Consider the following 15,457-nt stretch of genomic DNA (forward strand, 5'->3'; position numbering starts at 1 on the left):
AGAGGACGAAACGCGTAAGTGGGGGAGGCGTCAGGCGGGGAGAGGGGAGCCGCCGCGCTCCTGGAGCAGGCCCTTCATCAGGTCCATCTCGGCGCCCTGCGAGACGAGCATGCTCCGCGTCAGCGACTTCACGTCCGCGATGGACGTGTGGTCGTTGCCGTACTGCGCCATCTCCGTCCCGCCCATGTGATGCCGCAGCATCAGCTGGAGAAAGAAGACGTCCATCTCCTTGCCGGTCAGCGACCGCAGTTTGGCCAGTTCGGCCGAAGTCGCCATCCCCGGCATCGGCGCGCCGTTCGACGGCTTCATGTCGACGCCCCCGTGCCCGGCGTGGCCGGACGGTTCGGTCATCCAGGTCATGTAGGCGCCGTTCGTCTGCTCCGGCTGGCCCCACAGGCCCAGCCAGCCCTTCATCCGGCCGACCTGGCCGGTCTGCGTGCGCTCGATGTCGAACGCGAGGGTCTTGATCGCCGGATCGGCCGTGTGGTCCCGCGCCCAGCCCGCCATGGTGACGGCCTGGAGGTGGTGCACCGACATGTCCTGCGCGAAGCCGACCTCGACCGAGCCCGCACCCGGGGTGGTCGGCTCCGGCTCGGAGTCGACCAACCTGGTCGTCAGGGCGCCGAGGCCGAAGCCCACGATCAGCATGACGACCAGGGCGGCCCCGATCACCAGCCACCGGCTCTTGGTCGAGCGCGGTACCTCGTCGCCGGGTTCGTCGACGTACTGGGGATCGGGGTCCATCCTGCTCACTTACCTACTTGCTCGCGGGCGCCGACGGCTGGGTGGCCGGGGGCTGCGACGGCTGGCCGGCGCCGGGCTGCCCGTCCTGCTGGGTGCCCGCGGTGCCCTTGTAGTCCATCGGCTTCGCGTCCGGTCCCGGCGGGGTCGGGTCGAACTTGCCCGGCTCGATCTGCGCGTCGCAGGTGGCGTCACGCTCGGGGTACGCGCCGTACGGGTTGGTGCGCAGCGCCGCGATGAACTGGTCGATCCGCTCGTCGGACGCGCTGTCCAGCTTCAGCTGGTGGCCCCAGGACTGCAGCGAGATCGGCTTGTCGAGGTTCGGGTACGGCGACATCGTGGTGTACGGCTTGCCCTCGACGCGGACCCGCAGCAGCTCGAGCGCCTCGCCCGAGATCTGCGCCGGGTTGTAGGCGATCCAGACCGCGCCGTGCTCGAGACCGTGGACCATGTTCTCGTTGCGGACGGCTTCCGGGTAGACGACACCGTTGCACGCGGCCCAGGCCTGGTCGTGCGGGCCGCCGTAGGGCGGGGTCTTGTCGTAGGCGACGCGCTCGGCGGCCGTGACGTGGACACTGCCCTCGTACGTCGTGGTGGTCACGCCGTTGATCCGCTTGGAGGGATCCGGGTCCTGCTGCGAAGGCGCGAAGGCGGCGGCGGCCTCTTCACGGGTCTTCTGCTCGCGCTTCGGCGCCGAGGCGACCATGTAGTAGGTGACCACCGAGGCAGCCAGGACGACGATCGCGACGACGGCGATGATCGTGCCCCAGGGCGTGCCCTTCTTGGACACGACGGAACTACGGGCTGCCTTCATGGCGTTCTTCGACGACGCGCCCTTTTTTCTGGTTGTCCCGTTAGCCATGGCTCCTGCGTTCTCCAAAGGGGGTGGTCCCTGCGCGGGCCAGTGTAGAGACCGCGCGTCTGATCACCGTGAACAGCCGGAAGATCACCGGCTTGGCTCACACCTTCCGGCGGTCGCTGCGAAGCCCGGACCAGGTCACACCTAGAATTCCGCGAGTGACTCCCGCAGCTCTCGCCGACCTGGTCCGTAACTCAGCCGTGCAGGTTCTCACCGCGCGCGGCCTCGACGATTCCGTGCTGCCGGAGAAGGTGACGATCGAACGTCCCCGCAACCCCGAGCACGGCGATTACGCGACCAACCTGGCGCTGCAGGTGGCCAAGAAGGCGGGCATGAAGCCCCGCGACTTCGCCGACGCGCTGGCCGGGGCCCTCGCCGCGGCCGACGGCATCGACTCGGCCGAGGTCGCCGGGCCGGGCTTCCTCAACCTGCGGCTCGCCGCCGACGCGCAGGGCCAGATCGTCCAGCAGGTCCTGGACGCCGGTGAGCGGTTCGGCCTCGGCGACGAGCTTGCCGGGCTCAAGATCAACCTCGAGTTCGTCTCGGCGAACCCGACCGGCCCGATCCACCTCGGCGGCACCCGCTGGGCCGCGGTCGGCGACGCGCTGGGCCGCGTGCTGTCCGCGCAGGGCGGCCTGGTCACCCGGGAGTACTACTTCAACGACCACGGCGCGCAGATCGACCGCTTCGTGCGGTCCCTGGTCGCCGCCGCCAAGGGCGAGCCCGCCCCGGAAGACGGCTACGCGGGCGGCTACATCAACGACATCGCCGCCGAGGTCATCCGCCAGGAGCCGAGCGCGCTGTCGCTGCCGGACGACGAGCGCGCCGAGACCTTCCGCCGCGTGGGCATCGAGCTGATGTTCACCGAGATCAAGCAGAGCCTGCACGACTTCGGCACCGACTTCGACGTCTACTTCCACGAGAACTCGCTGCACGAGTCCGGCGCCGTCGGGTCGTCGGTCCAGCGGTTGAAGGACTCCGGGAACCTGTACTTCGAGGACGGCGCCTGGTGGCTGAAGTCCAAGGAGCACGGCGACGACAAGGACCGCGTCGTCATCAAGAAGGACGGCAACCCGGCCTACATCGCCGGCGACCTCGCCTACTTCCAGGACAAGCGCAAGCGCGGTTTCGACCTCTGCATCTACATGCTCGGCGCGGACCACCACGGGTACATCGCCCGCCTCAAGGCCGCCGCGGCCGCCTTCGGCGACGACCCGGCCGTGGTCGAGGTCCTGATCGGCCAGATGGTCAACCTGGTCTCCGACGGCAAGCCGGTCCGGATGAGCAAGCGCGCGGGCACCGTGATCACCATGGAGGACCTGGTCGGCACCGTCGGGGTCGACGCGGCCCGCTACGAGCTGATCCGCTACTCGGTCGACTCCACTTTGGACATCGACCTCGACCTGCTGCGCAAGCACTCCAACGACAACCCGGTCTACTACGTCCAGTACGCCCACGCGCGGCTGGCCTCCTTGCAGCGCAACGCTTCCGACCTCGGCCTCAAAACCGATGGCGATGTCGACTTCGGTCTGCTCACGCTGCCCGCCGAGGGCGATCTCATCCGCACCCTCGGCGAATTCCCGACCGTCCTCCGCCGGGCCGCACAGCTGCGCGAACCGCACCGCGTCGCCCGGTACCTCGAAGAACTCGCCGGCGCCTACCACAAGTGGAACGCCGTCGGCCGGGTTCTCCCGAAGGGCGACGAGGAGACCACCCCCCTCACGTTTTCCCGGCTCGCGCTCTGTGAGGCGACCCGCCAGGTGCTGGCGAACGGCCTCACGGTGCTCGGTGTCTCCGCTCCGGAACGGATGTAATCGATGGCTCACCCCGCCGGCCCCCGCCACGCCGACGTCTACCCCCACGCCGACGCCTCCGGTTTCCCGCCGTCGAGTCCCGAAGAACTCGACAGGCTGTATCCGAAGGTCTGGCCCCGCAACACCTTCCGAGGTGGAGACGGCGTCGTGCGCATCGCGGGCGTCGACGTCCGCGAACTCGCCGAGAAGTACGGCACGCCGCTGTTCGTCGTCGACGAGGCCGACTTCAAGTCCCGCTGCGCCGACTACGCCGAGGCGTTCGACGACCCGGCTCTCGTGCACTACGCGTCCAAGGCGTTCCTGTCCATCGAGATCGCCCGCTGGGTGGCCGAGCAGGGACTGAGCCTGGACGTCTGCAGCGGCGGCGAACTCGCCGTCGCGCAGCGCGCGAACTTCCCGGCCGAGCGGATCACCTTCCACGGCAACAACAAATCCCTTCCCGAACTCGAAGCCGCCGTCGAGGCCGGCGTCGGCACGGTCGTGGTCGACTCCTACTACGAGATCGCGCGGCTGGCGGATGTCGCCGCCCGGCACGACATCGTGCAGAACGTGCTGATCCGGGTCACCGTCGGCGTCGAGGCGCACACCCACGAGTTCATCGCGACCGCGCACGAGGACCAGAAGTTCGGTTTCTCGCTGGCTTCCGGTGACGCGGCCGAAGCCGTGCGCCGCGTGCTCAACGCGCCGTCGCTCAAGCTGATCGGCCTGCACAGCCACATCGGTTCGCAGATCTTCGACGCCGACGGCTTCGAGGTCGCCGCCCGCCGCGTGGTCGGCCTGCTGGCCGAACTCGCCAAGGAGCACGGCACCGATCTGCTCGACCAGCTGTCGATCGTCGACCTCGGCGGCGGTTTCGGTATCGCCTACACCGACAAGGACAACCCGCCACCGCCCGCGCAGATGATCACACAGATCCGCGAGATCGTCCGCAAGGAATGCGAGTACGCGGGCCTTCCCGTGCCGAAGATCGCGGGCGAGCCGGGCCGGGCCATCGCCGGTCCCGGCACGATCACGCTCTACGAGGTCGGCACCATCAAGGACGTGTCGCTCGGCGACAAGGCCGCCCGGCGCTACGTCAGCGTCGACGGCGGCATGAGCGACAACATCCGCACCGCGCTCTACGACGCGGTGTACGACTGCCGTCTCGTTTCCCGCACCTCCGACGACGACGGGGACGGCCAGGTCGCCGCCGCGCTGTCCCGGGTCGTGGGAAAACACTGTGAGTCCGGCGACATCGTCGTCCGGGACTGCTGGCTCCCCGACACTCTTGCTCCCGGCGACCTGCTCGCCGTGGCGGCCACCGGGGCGTATTGCTACTCGATGGCCAGCGGGTACAACCGGCAGCCGCGGCCCGCGGTGGTGGCCGTGCGCAACGGCAGCGCCCGCGTGCTGCTGCGGCGGGAGACGACGGACGACATGCTGCGCCTGGAGGTCTAGCAAGTGTCTACTGTGGACGGACGCGTGATCAGGGTCGCCCTGCTCGGCTGCGGGACGGTCGGCGGTGAGGTCGTCCGGCTGCTCACCGAGCAGGCCGAGGAACTCGCCGCCAGGGCGGGCGCCAGGGTGGAGCTCGCGGGCATCGCCGTGCGGCGCCCCGACAAGCACCCCGAACTGCCGTCGGAGCTGGTGACCTCCGACGTGACGAAGCTCGTCACCTCCGACGAGGTCGACGTCGTCGTCGAACTGGTCGGCGGGATCGAGCCGGTGCGGGAGTGGCTGCTCGACGCGCTCAAGGCCGGGAAATCCGTTGTCACGGCGAACAAAGCGCTGATGGCCGAGCATTCCGCGGAGCTGTTCGAGGCCGCCGACGCGTCCGGTGTGGACCTCTACTTCGAAGCGGCCGTGGCCGGGGCGATCCCGTTGCTGCGCCCGCTGCGCGAATCGATGGCGGGTGACCGCATCACCCGCGTGATGGGCATCGTCAACGGCACCACCAACTTCATCCTGTCCGCGATGGACTCCACCGGCGCGGGCTACGCGGAAACCCTGGAAGAGGCCAGCAGGCTCGGATACGCCGAGGCGGACCCGACGGCCGACGTCGACGGCTACGACGCGGCGTCCAAGGCCGCGATCCTCGCCTCGCTCGCGTTCCACACCCGCGTCACGGCGTCCGAGGTGCACCGTGAAGGCATCGCCGACGTCACCGCGTCGGACCTCGCCGCGGCGAAGGTGCTGGGCCGCACGGTGAAACTGCTCGCCATCTGCGAGCGCGTCACCTCCGACGACGGCGCCGAATCCGTTTCGGCGCGCGTACATCCGGTGATGATCCCGCGCGGGCACCAGCTCGCCGGGGTCGGCGGCGCGTACAACGCCGTCTACGTCGAGGCCGACGCCGCCGGTGAGCTCATGTTCTACGGTCAGGGCGCCGGTGGCGCGCCGACCGCGAGTGCCGTGCTCGGCGACCTCGTCGCGGTGGCTCGAAACCGGGTCGTCGGCGGCCGTGGCCCGCGCGAATCCGCGCACGCCGCGCTCCCGGTCAGGCCGATGGGCCAGACGCCGACGCGGTACCACGTCAGTCTCGACGTGGCCGATCGAGCGGGCGTGCTCGCCCAGGTGGCCCAGGCGTTCGCCGGGCACGGCGTCAGCATCGCCGCGGTGCGGCAGCGCGACGCCAACGACACGGCCAGCCTGGTCGTGGTCACCCACCTGGCGCCGGACGCGGCCTTGAAGTCCACTGTGGACGACATCGCCAAACTCGATGTGGTGAACCAGGTCGTCAGTGTGATGCGTGTGGAAGGCGAAGACCAGTGATTCCCCAACCATGGCCAGGGATCATCCAGGCCTACCCCGACCGGATCCCGGTCCCGGCCGGCGCGAAGGTGATCACCCTCGGCGAGGGCAACACCCCGTTGCTGCCCGCGCCGCACCTCTCGGAACTGACCGGCTGCGAGGTCTACCTCAAGGTCGAGGGCGTGAACCCGACCGGGTCGTTCAAGGACCGCGGGATGACCGTCGCCATCACGCACGCGCTCGCCAGCGGGCTCCAGGCGGTCATCTGCGCCTCCACCGGCAACACCTCGGCGTCGGCCGCCGCCTACGCGGCCCGCGCCGGGCTCACCTGCGCGGTGCTGGTCCCGCAGGGCAAGATCGCGATGGGCAAACTCGCCCAGGCCGTCCTGCACGGCGCGCGGATCCTGCAGGTGGACGGCAACTTCGACGACTGCCTCGAGCTGGCGCAGAAGACCGCGATCGACTACCCGGTGACCCTGGTCAACTCGGTCAACCCGGTGCGCATCGCGGGCCAGAAGTCGGCCGCGTTCGAGATCTGCGACGTGCTTGGCAAGGCGCCGGACATCCACTGCCTGCCGGTCGGCAACGCGGGCAACATCACCGCCTACTGGGCGGGATATTCGGAGTACGCGGGCGACGGTGTGGTGAAGAACACCCCGCGGATGTTCGGCTTCCAGGCGGCGGGCGCCGCACCGCTCGTGCACGGCGAGCCGGTACCCGATCCGGACACCATCGCGACCGCGATCCGCATCGGCAGCCCCGCGTCCTGGGACGGCGCGATGAAGGCGAAGAACGCCTCGGCCGGGCTGTTCGAGGCCATCACCGACGAGAAGATCCTCGAGGCGTACCGGCTACTCGCCAGCAAGGAGGGCGTGTTCGTCGAGCCCGCCTCGGCGACCAGCGTCGCGGGCCTGCTCGCGACGGCCGCCGACGGCCGCCTGCCGAAGGGCTCGACCGTCGTCTGCACCGTCACCGGCCACGGCCTGAAGGACCCGGCGACGGCACTCGAGGGCAACGTCGAGGTCGAACCGCTCGCCGTCGACCCGACCGCCGTCGCCGCCGCGCTGGACCTGCGATGACGCTGCTCAAGGTCAAGGTCCCGGCGTCTTCGGCGAACCTCGGTCCGGGGTTCGACACGCTGGGCCTGGCGCTGGCGCTCTACGACCGGGTCGAGCTCCGGATCACCGATCACGGGCTCAAGATCGAGGTGATCGACGCGGGCGCCGGCGGCGTGGACGACGTCCCGACCGACGAGTCGCACCTGGTCGTCCGGGCTTTCCGGCGGGCCTGCGAGCACCTGGACGTCCGGGTGCCGGGCCTGCACCTGCGCTGCTTCAACGCCATCCCGCACGCTCGCGGCCTCGGCTCGTCCGCGGCCGCCGTCGTGACCGGCGTCGCGGCGGCGTACGCGCTTGCGGAGAAGGCCCTGGACGACGACGCGCTGCAGTTGGCCGCCGGGTTCGAGGGACACGCCGACAACGCCGCGGCGAGCCTCCTGGGCGGCTTCGTGGTGGCCTGGAACGAGGGCGAGCGGTTCCTCGCCGAACGGCTCCAGCCGCATCACGACATCCGGCCCGTGGTCGCCATCCCGGCCCTGCGGTCCTCCACCGACGCGACGCGCGGCCTGCTTCCCGCCCAGGTCCCGCACGCCGACGCGGCGTTCACGGCGGGGCGCGCGGCGCTCGCAGTCCACGCGCTCACTTCGCGCCCTGACCTGTTGCTCTCCGCGACCGAAGATCGGCTTCATCAGCATTACCGGGCGCCCGCGTATCCGGCGAGCAGCGAACTGGTGCGCGCGCTGAGGGCCGAAGGGGTGGCCGCGGCCATCTCCGGAGCCGGTCCGAGCGTGCTCGCGCTGACCACCGGGGGAATACTCCCGGCGGGTGTGGACGTTACATCTTTCGACGTCACCGAGCTGCCGGTCGATCCGGGCGGCGTTCAGGTTGCGGCCCAGTAAAGCCTCGGTCACATGCCGGGGCCCCATCCCGCCACGCGGGGGGTGGTTGTTGCACCCGGCCGTGGCGCGGTCTACCCTCGGGGGCGTTCGATCACCGTGCGTTTCCGCACCCGGTGCCGGTCCAGGTGACCAGTGTCACCCTTGGCCCGCATCCTTTGTTGATCCGCCAGTCCCGCACAGAGTCCGGCAACAGCACAGCCTGGCAAGCGGGGGCTGGCAGGTCGACGCAGGCGGGTTCCCGGTTCCGGCGGTGCCGAATTCCGCTTCCTCCATTTGGAGGAGGCAAATCCCTGTGCTGGAGGCCTTCTAGCTGTGTTCAACACGGCCGAGGAGCTGATCGCCCGTATCGGGGGCCAGATACGCCGTTTCGCAATCGGACGCGAACGGCGGTCCGCTGATCCACCTGGAGGCGTGGATCGGTCAGGAAGGACATTTGTGAGCAACACCGATCTTTTGAGCGACGTCGAAGGTGGCGCCGCCGAGTCGAACGGCGCCGTCGCTCCCAAGCGCACGGTCGGCGGATTGACCGGCAAGACCGTCGCCGAACTGCGCTCGATCGCTGGGGACCTTGGCATCGGCGAGACCACGGGTATGCGTAAGGGCGACCTGATCGCGGCCATCCGTGAGCGCCAGGGCAAGACCAAGCGCAAGACCCCCGCGGCGGCGAGCGAAACGCTTCCGCTCGAGGGGATCGATGCACCACGCAAGGCTCCCAAGGCCGAAGCGCCCAAGACGGGGGCCCCGAAGCAGGAGGCCCCGAAGGCCGAAGCGCCGAAGGCGGAAGCCGCCCCGGCCGAAGCCCCGCGCGCCGAGAAGGCCGAAAAGGTCTCGGACAACGGCTCCGCGCCCGCCGCCGAGCGGCCCGCGCAGCAGGAGAATCAGCAGGACGGCCAGTCGCAGCAGGAAGAGGGCGGCCGCAGCCGCCGTCGTCGTGGCTCCAACCGCGCCGCGGGTTCGCCCGAACAGGGTGGCCAGCAGCGTGATCGCGGTGAGCAGCGTGACCGCGGCGACCGTGGCGAGCAGCGTGACCGTGGCGACCGCAACGAGCGTGGCGACCGCGGTGAGCAGGGCGGCAACCGTCAGAGCAACCGTGAAGGCGGTCGTGACGGCAACCGCGACAACCGCGGCCAGGACAACCGCCAGCGCAACCAGCAGGGCGGTGGCCAGGACAACAGCCAGCGTCAGGGCCAGCAGGGCCCGCAGGGTGACGACGACGAGGAAGGCGGCCGTCGCGGCCGTCGCTTCCGCGACCGTCGCCGCCGGGGTGCCGGCGGCGGCCGTGAACAGGGCGGTTCGCCCGACACCGAGATCCGCGAGGACGACGTCCTGCTGCCCGTCGCGGGCATCCTGGACGTGCTCGACAACTACGCGTTCGTGCGTACCTCGGGCTACCTCGCCGGGCCGAACGACGTGTACGTCTCGCTGTCGCTGGTCCGCAAGTACGGCCTGCGCCGCGGTGACGCCCTCACCGGTGTCGTGCGCCAGCCGCGTGACGGCGAGCAGCAGCGGCAGAAGTTCAACCCGCTGGTGCGCGTCGACTCGATCAACGGCCTGGAGCCGGACGAGGCCAAGCGTCGCCCGGAGTTCACCAAGCTGACCCCGCTGTACCCGAACGAGCGGCTGCGCCTCGAGACCGAGTCGCACAAGCTCACCACCCGCGTCATCGACCTGGTGATGCCGGTCGGCAAGGGACAGCGTGCCCTGATCGTGTCGCCGCCCAAGGCCGGCAAGACGACGATCATGCAGGACATCGCGAACGCGATCTCGACGAACAACCCCGAGTGCCACCTGATGGTCGTGCTCGTGGACGAGCGTCCTGAAGAGGTCACCGACATGCAGCGTTCGGTGAAGGGCGAGGTCATCGCCTCGACCTTCGACCGTCCGCCGTCCGACCACACCTCGGTCGCGGAGCTGGCCATCGAGCGGGCGAAGCGGCTCGTCGAGATGGGCCACGACGTCGTCGTGCTGCTCGACTCGATCACCCGCCTCGGCCGTGCGTACAACCTCGCGGCCCCGGCGTCCGGCCGGATCCTCTCCGGTGGTGTCGACTCGACCGCGCTCTTCCCGCCGAAGCGTTTCCTCGGCGCGGCGCGCAACATCGAGAACGGCGGTTCGCTCACGATCTTCGCCACGACGATGGTCGAGACCGGATCCACCGGTGACACGGTCATCTTCGAGGAGTTCAAGGGCACCGCGAACGCGGACCTCAAGCTCGACCGGAAGATCGCCGAGCGGCGCGTCTTCCCCGCGGTGGACATCAACCCGTCCGGTACCCGCAAGGAAGATCTGCTGCTTTCGCCGGACGAGCTGGCGGTCACCCACAAGCTGCACCGGGTGCTGCACGCGCTGGACTCGCAGCAGGCCATCGACCTGCTGATCTCGCGACTGCGCAAGACGAAGACCAACATCGAGTTCCTCATGCAGGTCTCGAAGACGGCCCTCGGCTCGAACGACGACGACTGAGTTTTCAGTCTGGTAAGTACGTGAAGGCCCCCTTCCTTGCGCTAGGCGCAAGGAAGGGGGCCTTCACGTACTTGAGGCGAGGGGGAAGTCGTGGCGTCGGGACCAGAGCGGATCGTCGTCTACGGCGTCACCGGTTCGGGCAAGTCGACGCTGGCCCGGAAGCTGGCCGGGCGGACCGGATTGCCGTATCACTCGGTCGACGACGACCTCGCGTGGCAACCGGGCTGGGTGCCCGTCCCCGACGACGAGCAACGGCGCCGGATCACCGAGCTGGTAACGGGAGACCGGTGGATCATCGACGGCATGTTCTCCAAATGGCGCGACATCGCACAGCCCAGGGCCGAGCTGATCGTGGCGCTGGACTATCCGCGCTGGGTTTCGCTGAGCCGCCTGGTGCGCCGGACGGCGGTGCGGTGCGTCACCCGTCGCCGGATCTGCAACGGCAATGTCGAAACGCCGCGCGGGATCTTCTCCGGGGACTCGATCATCGTGTGGCACTTCCGGTCCTTCGCCCGCAAGCGGCGGACCCTTCGCGCTTGGGAGGCAGATCCTGGCGTGCCGGTGGTGCGGCTGACCTCGCCGCGCGCGACAAGACGCTGGCTCGCGTCTCGTGAGTGGTGAGGACGGTTGGAGCGGACCGGTGTTTGCCTACCTGTGCGTGACCAGGGCGAAGGTGTGGTGCGGGAGTCGAGGGGGTCGGTCCTGTCTCGGAGCTTGATGGCACCGGAATGTCCCCGTGTCAGGTTCGAGTGTGGAGGATTTGGGACGTTGAACGTCCCAAATCCTTCATCGTCGGGGGGTCGCTCCGGTCTTGGTACTTGATCGACGGAGGATCGGGGACACTCAACGTCCTCGATCCTCCGTTGATCAAGACCGAGCCACCGAGATGACATCAGGATCCAGTGGGTAGGCAAATACCAGTCCACCAGAACCGTCCTTACCACTCACGAGACCCAGCCCTGCGGTCCTGGAGCGTCTTTGCCTGCCGGAAGTCCGTGAAGGCCCCCTTCCCTACCCTGAAGGTAGGCAAGGAGGCCTTCACGTACCGAACCTGCGATGAACGAGGGCTCAGCGGTGCGGGACGGCCGCGGGGGTCCAGCCGCGGTAGTTGTTGAAGTAGTTCACGCTCGACGCGTGGCCGATCTTGCCGCCGATGCTGGAGGCGTAGATCCCGCCGGAGCCGTCGGCGATGCCGACGTGGCCCCACTGGCTGATGTTCCAGTACACGAAGGAGCCCTTGGGCGGCGTCCCGGTCGTGTGCTTCGGGCTCGCGCCGTTCCAGTGCGCGTTGGCCGAGGCCCAGACGCCGGTGGTTCCGTACGCGTTCTCGACGGCCTTCTCGCAGAGGCCCTGGTACGCGGTGGAGCCGGCTTTGTTCTTGAACCACTGGACGGCGCCGGCGGGCGTGCCGTCCCCGGCGCCCTGGATCGCGAGGTCACCCTCGGGCACCGTGGTGAACGTGCCCGCCGCGGGGTTGATGTCGGCGGCGGTGATGGTGGCGCCCGCTTCAGGGGCGGCCGGAGCGGCTCCGGCGACCGGAGCCAGTGCGAGAGCCGCGATGGCCAGCGCGGCGACGGACGCCGGCTTCGCCACCTTGGCGAGGATGGTGCGCATGATGCAAACCTCCTGTTGAGTATTAACCAACAAGAGAACGGTCCCGTGATCGAGTACAAATTTCGTACAACTCGGCGTCGATAGTTGATTACTCAACGTGTTGGAATATGCCGGGGGAGGGGTGCGTTAACCCCACTGCCAGCGCATCTGGCAAAATCATCCGCTGAAGTCCGGCACCGGTTCACCCCGCCACGGGGACCCGGGGCCAACGAGAGAGGACACCATGAAGAGCGGTATTCACCCCGAGTACGTTGTCACGCACGTCAACTGTGACTGCGGCAACGAATTCACCACGCGCAGCACCAAGACCTCCGGCAACCTCCACGTCGAGATCTGCTCGAACTGCCACCCGTTCTACACCGGCAAGCAGAAGCTCATGGACACCGGCGGCCGCGTCGCGCGCTTCGAGGCTCGCTACGGCAAGCGCAAGAAGGCCGAAGACGCCAAGTAGCTTGAACGACGGCGCCTACCCGCATGTCCGGGTAGGCGCCGTTTTCTTTGGTGTCCCAGCCATGGTTTTGTCCGGGCCGTTGAAAGGTGGAGTGGTGGATTCGAGTTCGCTGAAGGGTCTGCTCGAAGAGCACGCCCAGCTGGAAGAGCAGCTGGCCGACCCGTCCGTGCACGCCGACCAGGCGCGCGCACGCAAGCTCGGCCGCCGCTACGCGGAGCTGAGCCCGGTCGTCAAGACGGTCCGTGAGCTCGACACCGCTCGCGACGACCTCGAGACGGCGAAGGAACTGGCGTCCGAAGACTCGTCCTTCGCGGCCGAGGCCGACGAGATCTCCGCCAAGATCCCCGTGCTCGAGTCCAAGCTCACCGAACTGCTCCTGCCGCGCGACCCGTACGACGGTTCCGACGTGGTCATGGAGATCAAATCGGGTGAAGGCGGCGAGGAGTCGGCGTTGTTCGCCGGCGACCTGCTGCGCATGTACCTGCGCTACGCCGAGCGTCACGGCTGGAAGGCCGAGGTGCTCGACTCGGTCGACTCGGACCTCGGCGGTTTCAAGGACGTCACCGTGTCCATCAAGAGCCGTTCCGCCGACGTCGACGGTGTCTGGGCGCGGCTGAAGTTCGAGGGCGGGGTGCACCGCGTGCAGCGCGTGCCCGCCACCGAATCCCAGGGCCGGATCCACACCTCCGCGTCCGGCGTGCTCATCTACCCCGAACCCGAGGACGTCGAGGTCGAGATCGACCCGAACGACCTGCGGATCGACGTCTACCGCTCGTCCGGCCCCGGTGGCCAGAGCGTGAACACGACCGACTCGGCCGTGCGCATCACGCACCTTCCGACCGGTGTGGTCGTCTCGTGCCAGAACGAGAAGTCGCAGATCCAGAACCGCGCCCGTGCCCTGCAGGTGCTGCAGGCCCGCCTCCAGGCGATCGCCGAGGAGGAGGCCGCCGCGAAGGCGTCGGACGCGCGTCGCTCGCAGGTCCGCACCGTCGACCGCTCCGAGCGGGTCCGCACCTACAACTTCGCCGAGAACCGCATCGCCGACCACCGGGTGAACTACAAGGCGTACAACCTGGACCAGGTCCTCGACGGCGACCTCGACGGCGTGCTGAACGCGCTCATCACCGCGGACCGCGAAGAGCGGCTCGCCGCCCACGCTGGCTGACCCAATATCGGAAGAATCAGTGACGTGCTCGTCCAGTGTTCGCGATTCTTTCGGTGGCGGCTATGACCACCATCGCGCGGACTCTCGGCGATCAGCGGCGCACCGATGCGGAGCGCCTGGTGTATCTCGATGGGAAGAGAAGGCCCGCTAACCAGGTTCCGTGGAGAATGGGTCGTCTTCCAGTCCCGTGTGGATGGCCCGCACGGACATGCCCACCTGCGAAAGGCGGCCGTTCAACTCGCCCTCGACCCGGTTAAGCGCCTCCGCGCCGGTTTCCCCGGCGGCCGCCGGGAAAGCCGATAGCAGCACCGCCTCGCAAGGGCCCGTGTCCGTGCTGACCCTGATCAGGGACGCCGAAAGATCCGTCGCGGTCGCGCCACACAGGCGAATGGCTGCCCGCAGGTCGTCGGTGGGCACGTAGAGGTGCACCCGCGAGATGACGTCAGTGTCCGCTCGCGGGGTGAAATCGTGCCGGGGAACATAAGCCGGTTCACGGGGATCTGTGCCACCGAAGGTCGCCATGAGCGAATAGAGTGTGAAACCGTCTACCTGCGTGTCGCCGGCTTCGTAGCTTCCATAATGACCGGTCTCCGGCGTCCCATGGATTTCGAAGAACGCCGCATTCAGGCCGAAGTGGAAAAGCGCAGGCACTGCGGCACGATGCAAGGTGTCGGCAGGCTCCTCGCCGTCCGACGGCAGCGTGCGATAACCGACGGAGACCGAGAAGCCCCTCCGGCCGTCCACCGGATCCGCTCGACAGATCTCCACCTCGGTGGCCTCGAACTCGCCGATCAAGCGCTCACCCAGCCCGGCGGCCGCCGCGAAATCGTCGGTCTCGATACTCGCAGACAACCGCGTGACGACTCGCGTCTCTCGGAAATCCATGGCTATTCCGCAGGCTCCTTCGGCGACGACAGCTGCGCCCAGCTTACGGCCAACGCCCGGAACGCGCCCGGTGCCCCAGGTTGTTCCCATGCCCGCGAGCGGTCTTCGGGAGTAACGACCGCGGCGTCGGCTTCGACGAATTTCGTGACGTGATCTTCAGTTGCCTGCAACGCTCGGTTCCCGGTCACGTGGTGATCACCACGTGACCGGGAACCGGCTAGTTGTCGATCTGTCGTCGCCCATCCCGTCAGGGAACGCCAGGGCTCGCGAATTCCAGTCGACGACCCATTATGAATCCAGATACATTCCGGTCAGGTAGAATCCTTGCTTTTCGATATGATCGGACTGCTGGTGTTCGAAGAAGCTGGCCACCACTTTGGTGTCCTGAATCTGAAATGCGGATTGTTTTTCAAAGGTAAGGTCGGCGTATGCGTGGTAGCGGTAGTTCCTTTCTTTGAGGGCTGCCAGGAAAGTTTCTCTCGAAATAATTGAGTCCGAAGAATTCCCCTTCAGTGGATCTGGGATCGCAAAAGTTTCTCCGGGTTCCAGTCTGAGTCGGATCGCTGTGACAAGCCCGTTTGCGATGTCAAGCGATAAATTTCCCCACGAGTACGGGTATGGGTATTCATCTGCCTTCGAGCCGAGCAGGCGTATCGCCGGGTGGGGGGATCCGGGACCCAGGATTCTGGCGGCCTCCTGAAGCCTCATGCCGCCATGAATCGGCCCCAAGCTTCCTTTGCCTGCGAAGTCGAGTAGCACGTCCATCATTGCCTCAGGG

14 protein-coding genes are annotated in these 15,457 nt (G+C 68.1%); 9 read left to right on the forward strand and 5 right to left on the reverse strand.

The genetic code is table 11. The features are described 5' to 3' along the window. Positions 1 to 30: 30 nt before the first annotated feature. Both ACLJPX_RS15835 and ACLJPX_RS15840 read right to left on the reverse strand, forming a co-directional pair. Positions 31 to 744 carry a DUF305 domain-containing protein gene (locus ACLJPX_RS15835; RefSeq protein WP_410600765.1) on the reverse strand — a complete coding sequence of 238 codons (714 nt, stop codon included), beginning with the start codon at positions 742 to 744 and terminating at the stop codon, positions 31 to 33. Between the two features lie 13 nt (positions 745 to 757). Next, the gene (locus ACLJPX_RS15840; RefSeq protein WP_410600766.1) at positions 758 to 1,555 is read right to left on the reverse strand and encodes a DUF3105 domain-containing protein; all 798 of its coding nucleotides are present in this window, start codon (positions 1,553 to 1,555) and stop codon (positions 758 to 760) included. A 203-nt stretch (positions 1,556 to 1,758) separates the two neighbouring features. Between ACLJPX_RS15840 and argS the strand changes: the two genes are divergently transcribed. The 7 genes from argS to ACLJPX_RS15875 all read left to right on the forward strand — a co-directional run bounded on the left by argS (position 1,759) and on the right by ACLJPX_RS15875 (position 11,185). After that, positions 1,759 to 3,414, forward strand: coding sequence for an arginine--tRNA ligase (gene argS, locus ACLJPX_RS15845; protein ID WP_410600716.1), 1,656 nt, complete (start codon positions 1,759 to 1,761; stop codon positions 3,412 to 3,414). 3 nt (positions 3,415 to 3,417) lie between these two features. Continuing rightward, on the forward strand, positions 3,418 to 4,851 hold the full coding sequence (lysA, locus tag ACLJPX_RS15850) for a diaminopimelate decarboxylase (RefSeq protein ID WP_410600717.1): 1,434 nt from the start codon (positions 3,418 to 3,420) through the stop codon (positions 4,849 to 4,851). 3 nt (positions 4,852 to 4,854) lie between these two features. Further along, a complete protein-coding gene (locus ACLJPX_RS15855) occupies positions 4,855 to 6,165 on the forward strand; it encodes a homoserine dehydrogenase (RefSeq protein WP_410600718.1) in 1,311 nt (436 codons plus the stop codon). Next, on the forward strand, positions 6,162 to 7,223 hold the full coding sequence (thrC, locus tag ACLJPX_RS15860) for a threonine synthase (protein ID WP_101610268.1): 1,062 nt from the start codon (positions 6,162 to 6,164) through the stop codon (positions 7,221 to 7,223). The genes ACLJPX_RS15855 and thrC overlap by 4 nt, the downstream gene beginning before the upstream one ends. Continuing rightward, positions 7,220 to 8,101, forward strand: a complete 882-nt coding sequence (gene thrB, locus ACLJPX_RS15865; protein WP_101610267.1) for a homoserine kinase — start codon at positions 7,220 to 7,222, stop codon at positions 8,099 to 8,101. The genes thrC and thrB overlap by 4 nt, the downstream gene beginning before the upstream one ends. Positions 8,102 to 8,536: 435 nt before the next feature. Then, a complete protein-coding gene (rho, locus tag ACLJPX_RS15870) occupies positions 8,537 to 10,564 on the forward strand; it encodes a transcription termination factor Rho (protein ID WP_410600719.1) in 2,028 nt (675 codons plus the stop codon). Between the two features lie 90 nt (positions 10,565 to 10,654). After that, entirely contained in the window at positions 10,655 to 11,185 is a 531-nt protein-coding gene (locus tag ACLJPX_RS15875) for a hypothetical protein (RefSeq protein WP_410600720.1), read from the forward strand. 447 nt (positions 11,186 to 11,632) lie between these two features. Here the strand turns inward: ACLJPX_RS15875 and ACLJPX_RS15880 are convergent, their stop codons facing one another. Continuing rightward, positions 11,633 to 12,178, reverse strand: coding sequence for a CHAP domain-containing protein (locus ACLJPX_RS15880; RefSeq protein WP_410600721.1), 546 nt, complete (start codon positions 12,176 to 12,178; stop codon positions 11,633 to 11,635). A 223-nt stretch (positions 12,179 to 12,401) separates the two neighbouring features. Here ACLJPX_RS15880 and rpmE point away from each other — a divergent pair, with 223 nt between their 5' ends. Together rpmE and prfA are read left to right on the forward strand one after the other, a co-directional pair. Continuing rightward, the gene (rpmE, locus tag ACLJPX_RS15885; RefSeq protein WP_007028345.1) at positions 12,402 to 12,629 is read left to right on the forward strand and encodes a 50S ribosomal protein L31; all 228 of its coding nucleotides are present in this window, start codon (positions 12,402 to 12,404) and stop codon (positions 12,627 to 12,629) included. A gap of 94 nt (positions 12,630 to 12,723) precedes the next feature. Next, positions 12,724 to 13,794, forward strand: a complete 1,071-nt coding sequence (prfA, locus tag ACLJPX_RS15890; RefSeq protein WP_410600722.1) for a peptide chain release factor 1 — start codon at positions 12,724 to 12,726, stop codon at positions 13,792 to 13,794. 147 nt (positions 13,795 to 13,941) lie between these two features. Here prfA and ACLJPX_RS15895 read toward each other — a convergent pair whose 3' ends face one another. Both ACLJPX_RS15895 and ACLJPX_RS15900 read right to left on the reverse strand, forming a co-directional pair. Beyond that, entirely contained in the window at positions 13,942 to 14,679 is a 738-nt protein-coding gene (locus ACLJPX_RS15895) for a hypothetical protein (protein WP_410600723.1), read from the reverse strand. Between the two features lie 288 nt (positions 14,680 to 14,967). After that, the gene (locus tag ACLJPX_RS15900) at positions 14,968 to 15,447 is read right to left on the reverse strand and encodes a hypothetical protein (protein ID WP_410600724.1); all 480 of its coding nucleotides are present in this window, start codon (positions 15,445 to 15,447) and stop codon (positions 14,968 to 14,970) included. Positions 15,448 to 15,457: the final 10 nt, after the last annotated feature.

This window comes from Amycolatopsis sp. lyj-90 (genome assembly GCF_046549035.1).
Lineage (GTDB): Bacteria > Actinomycetota > Actinomycetes > Mycobacteriales > Pseudonocardiaceae > Amycolatopsis.

Bases quoted from the DNA above. Each gene is read 5' to 3' on its own strand.
- ACLJPX_RS15835 (WP_410600765.1), bottom strand. From the start codon at position 744: ATGGACCCCGATCCCCAGTACGTCGACGAACCCGGCGACGAGGTACCG.
- ACLJPX_RS15840 (WP_410600766.1), bottom strand. From the start codon at position 1,555: ATGAAGGCAGCCCGTAGTTCCGTCGTGTCCAAGAAGGGCACGCCCTGG.
- lysA (WP_410600717.1), top strand. From the start codon at position 3,418: ATGGCTCACCCCGCCGGCCCCCGCCACGCCGACGTCTACCCCCACGCC.
- thrB (WP_101610267.1), top strand. From the start codon at position 7,220: ATGACGCTGCTCAAGGTCAAGGTCCCGGCGTCTTCGGCGAACCTCGGT.
- ACLJPX_RS15880 (WP_410600721.1), bottom strand. From the start codon at position 12,178: ATGCGCACCATCCTCGCCAAGGTGGCGAAGCCGGCGTCCGTCGCCGCG.
- rpmE (WP_007028345.1), top strand. From the start codon at position 12,402: ATGAAGAGCGGTATTCACCCCGAGTACGTTGTCACGCACGTCAACTGT.
- ACLJPX_RS15895 (WP_410600723.1), bottom strand. From the start codon at position 14,679: ATGGATTTCCGAGAGACGCGAGTCGTCACGCGGTTGTCTGCGAGTATC.
- ACLJPX_RS15900 (WP_410600724.1), bottom strand. From the start codon at position 15,447: ATGATGGACGTGCTACTCGACTTCGCAGGCAAAGGAAGCTTGGGGCCG.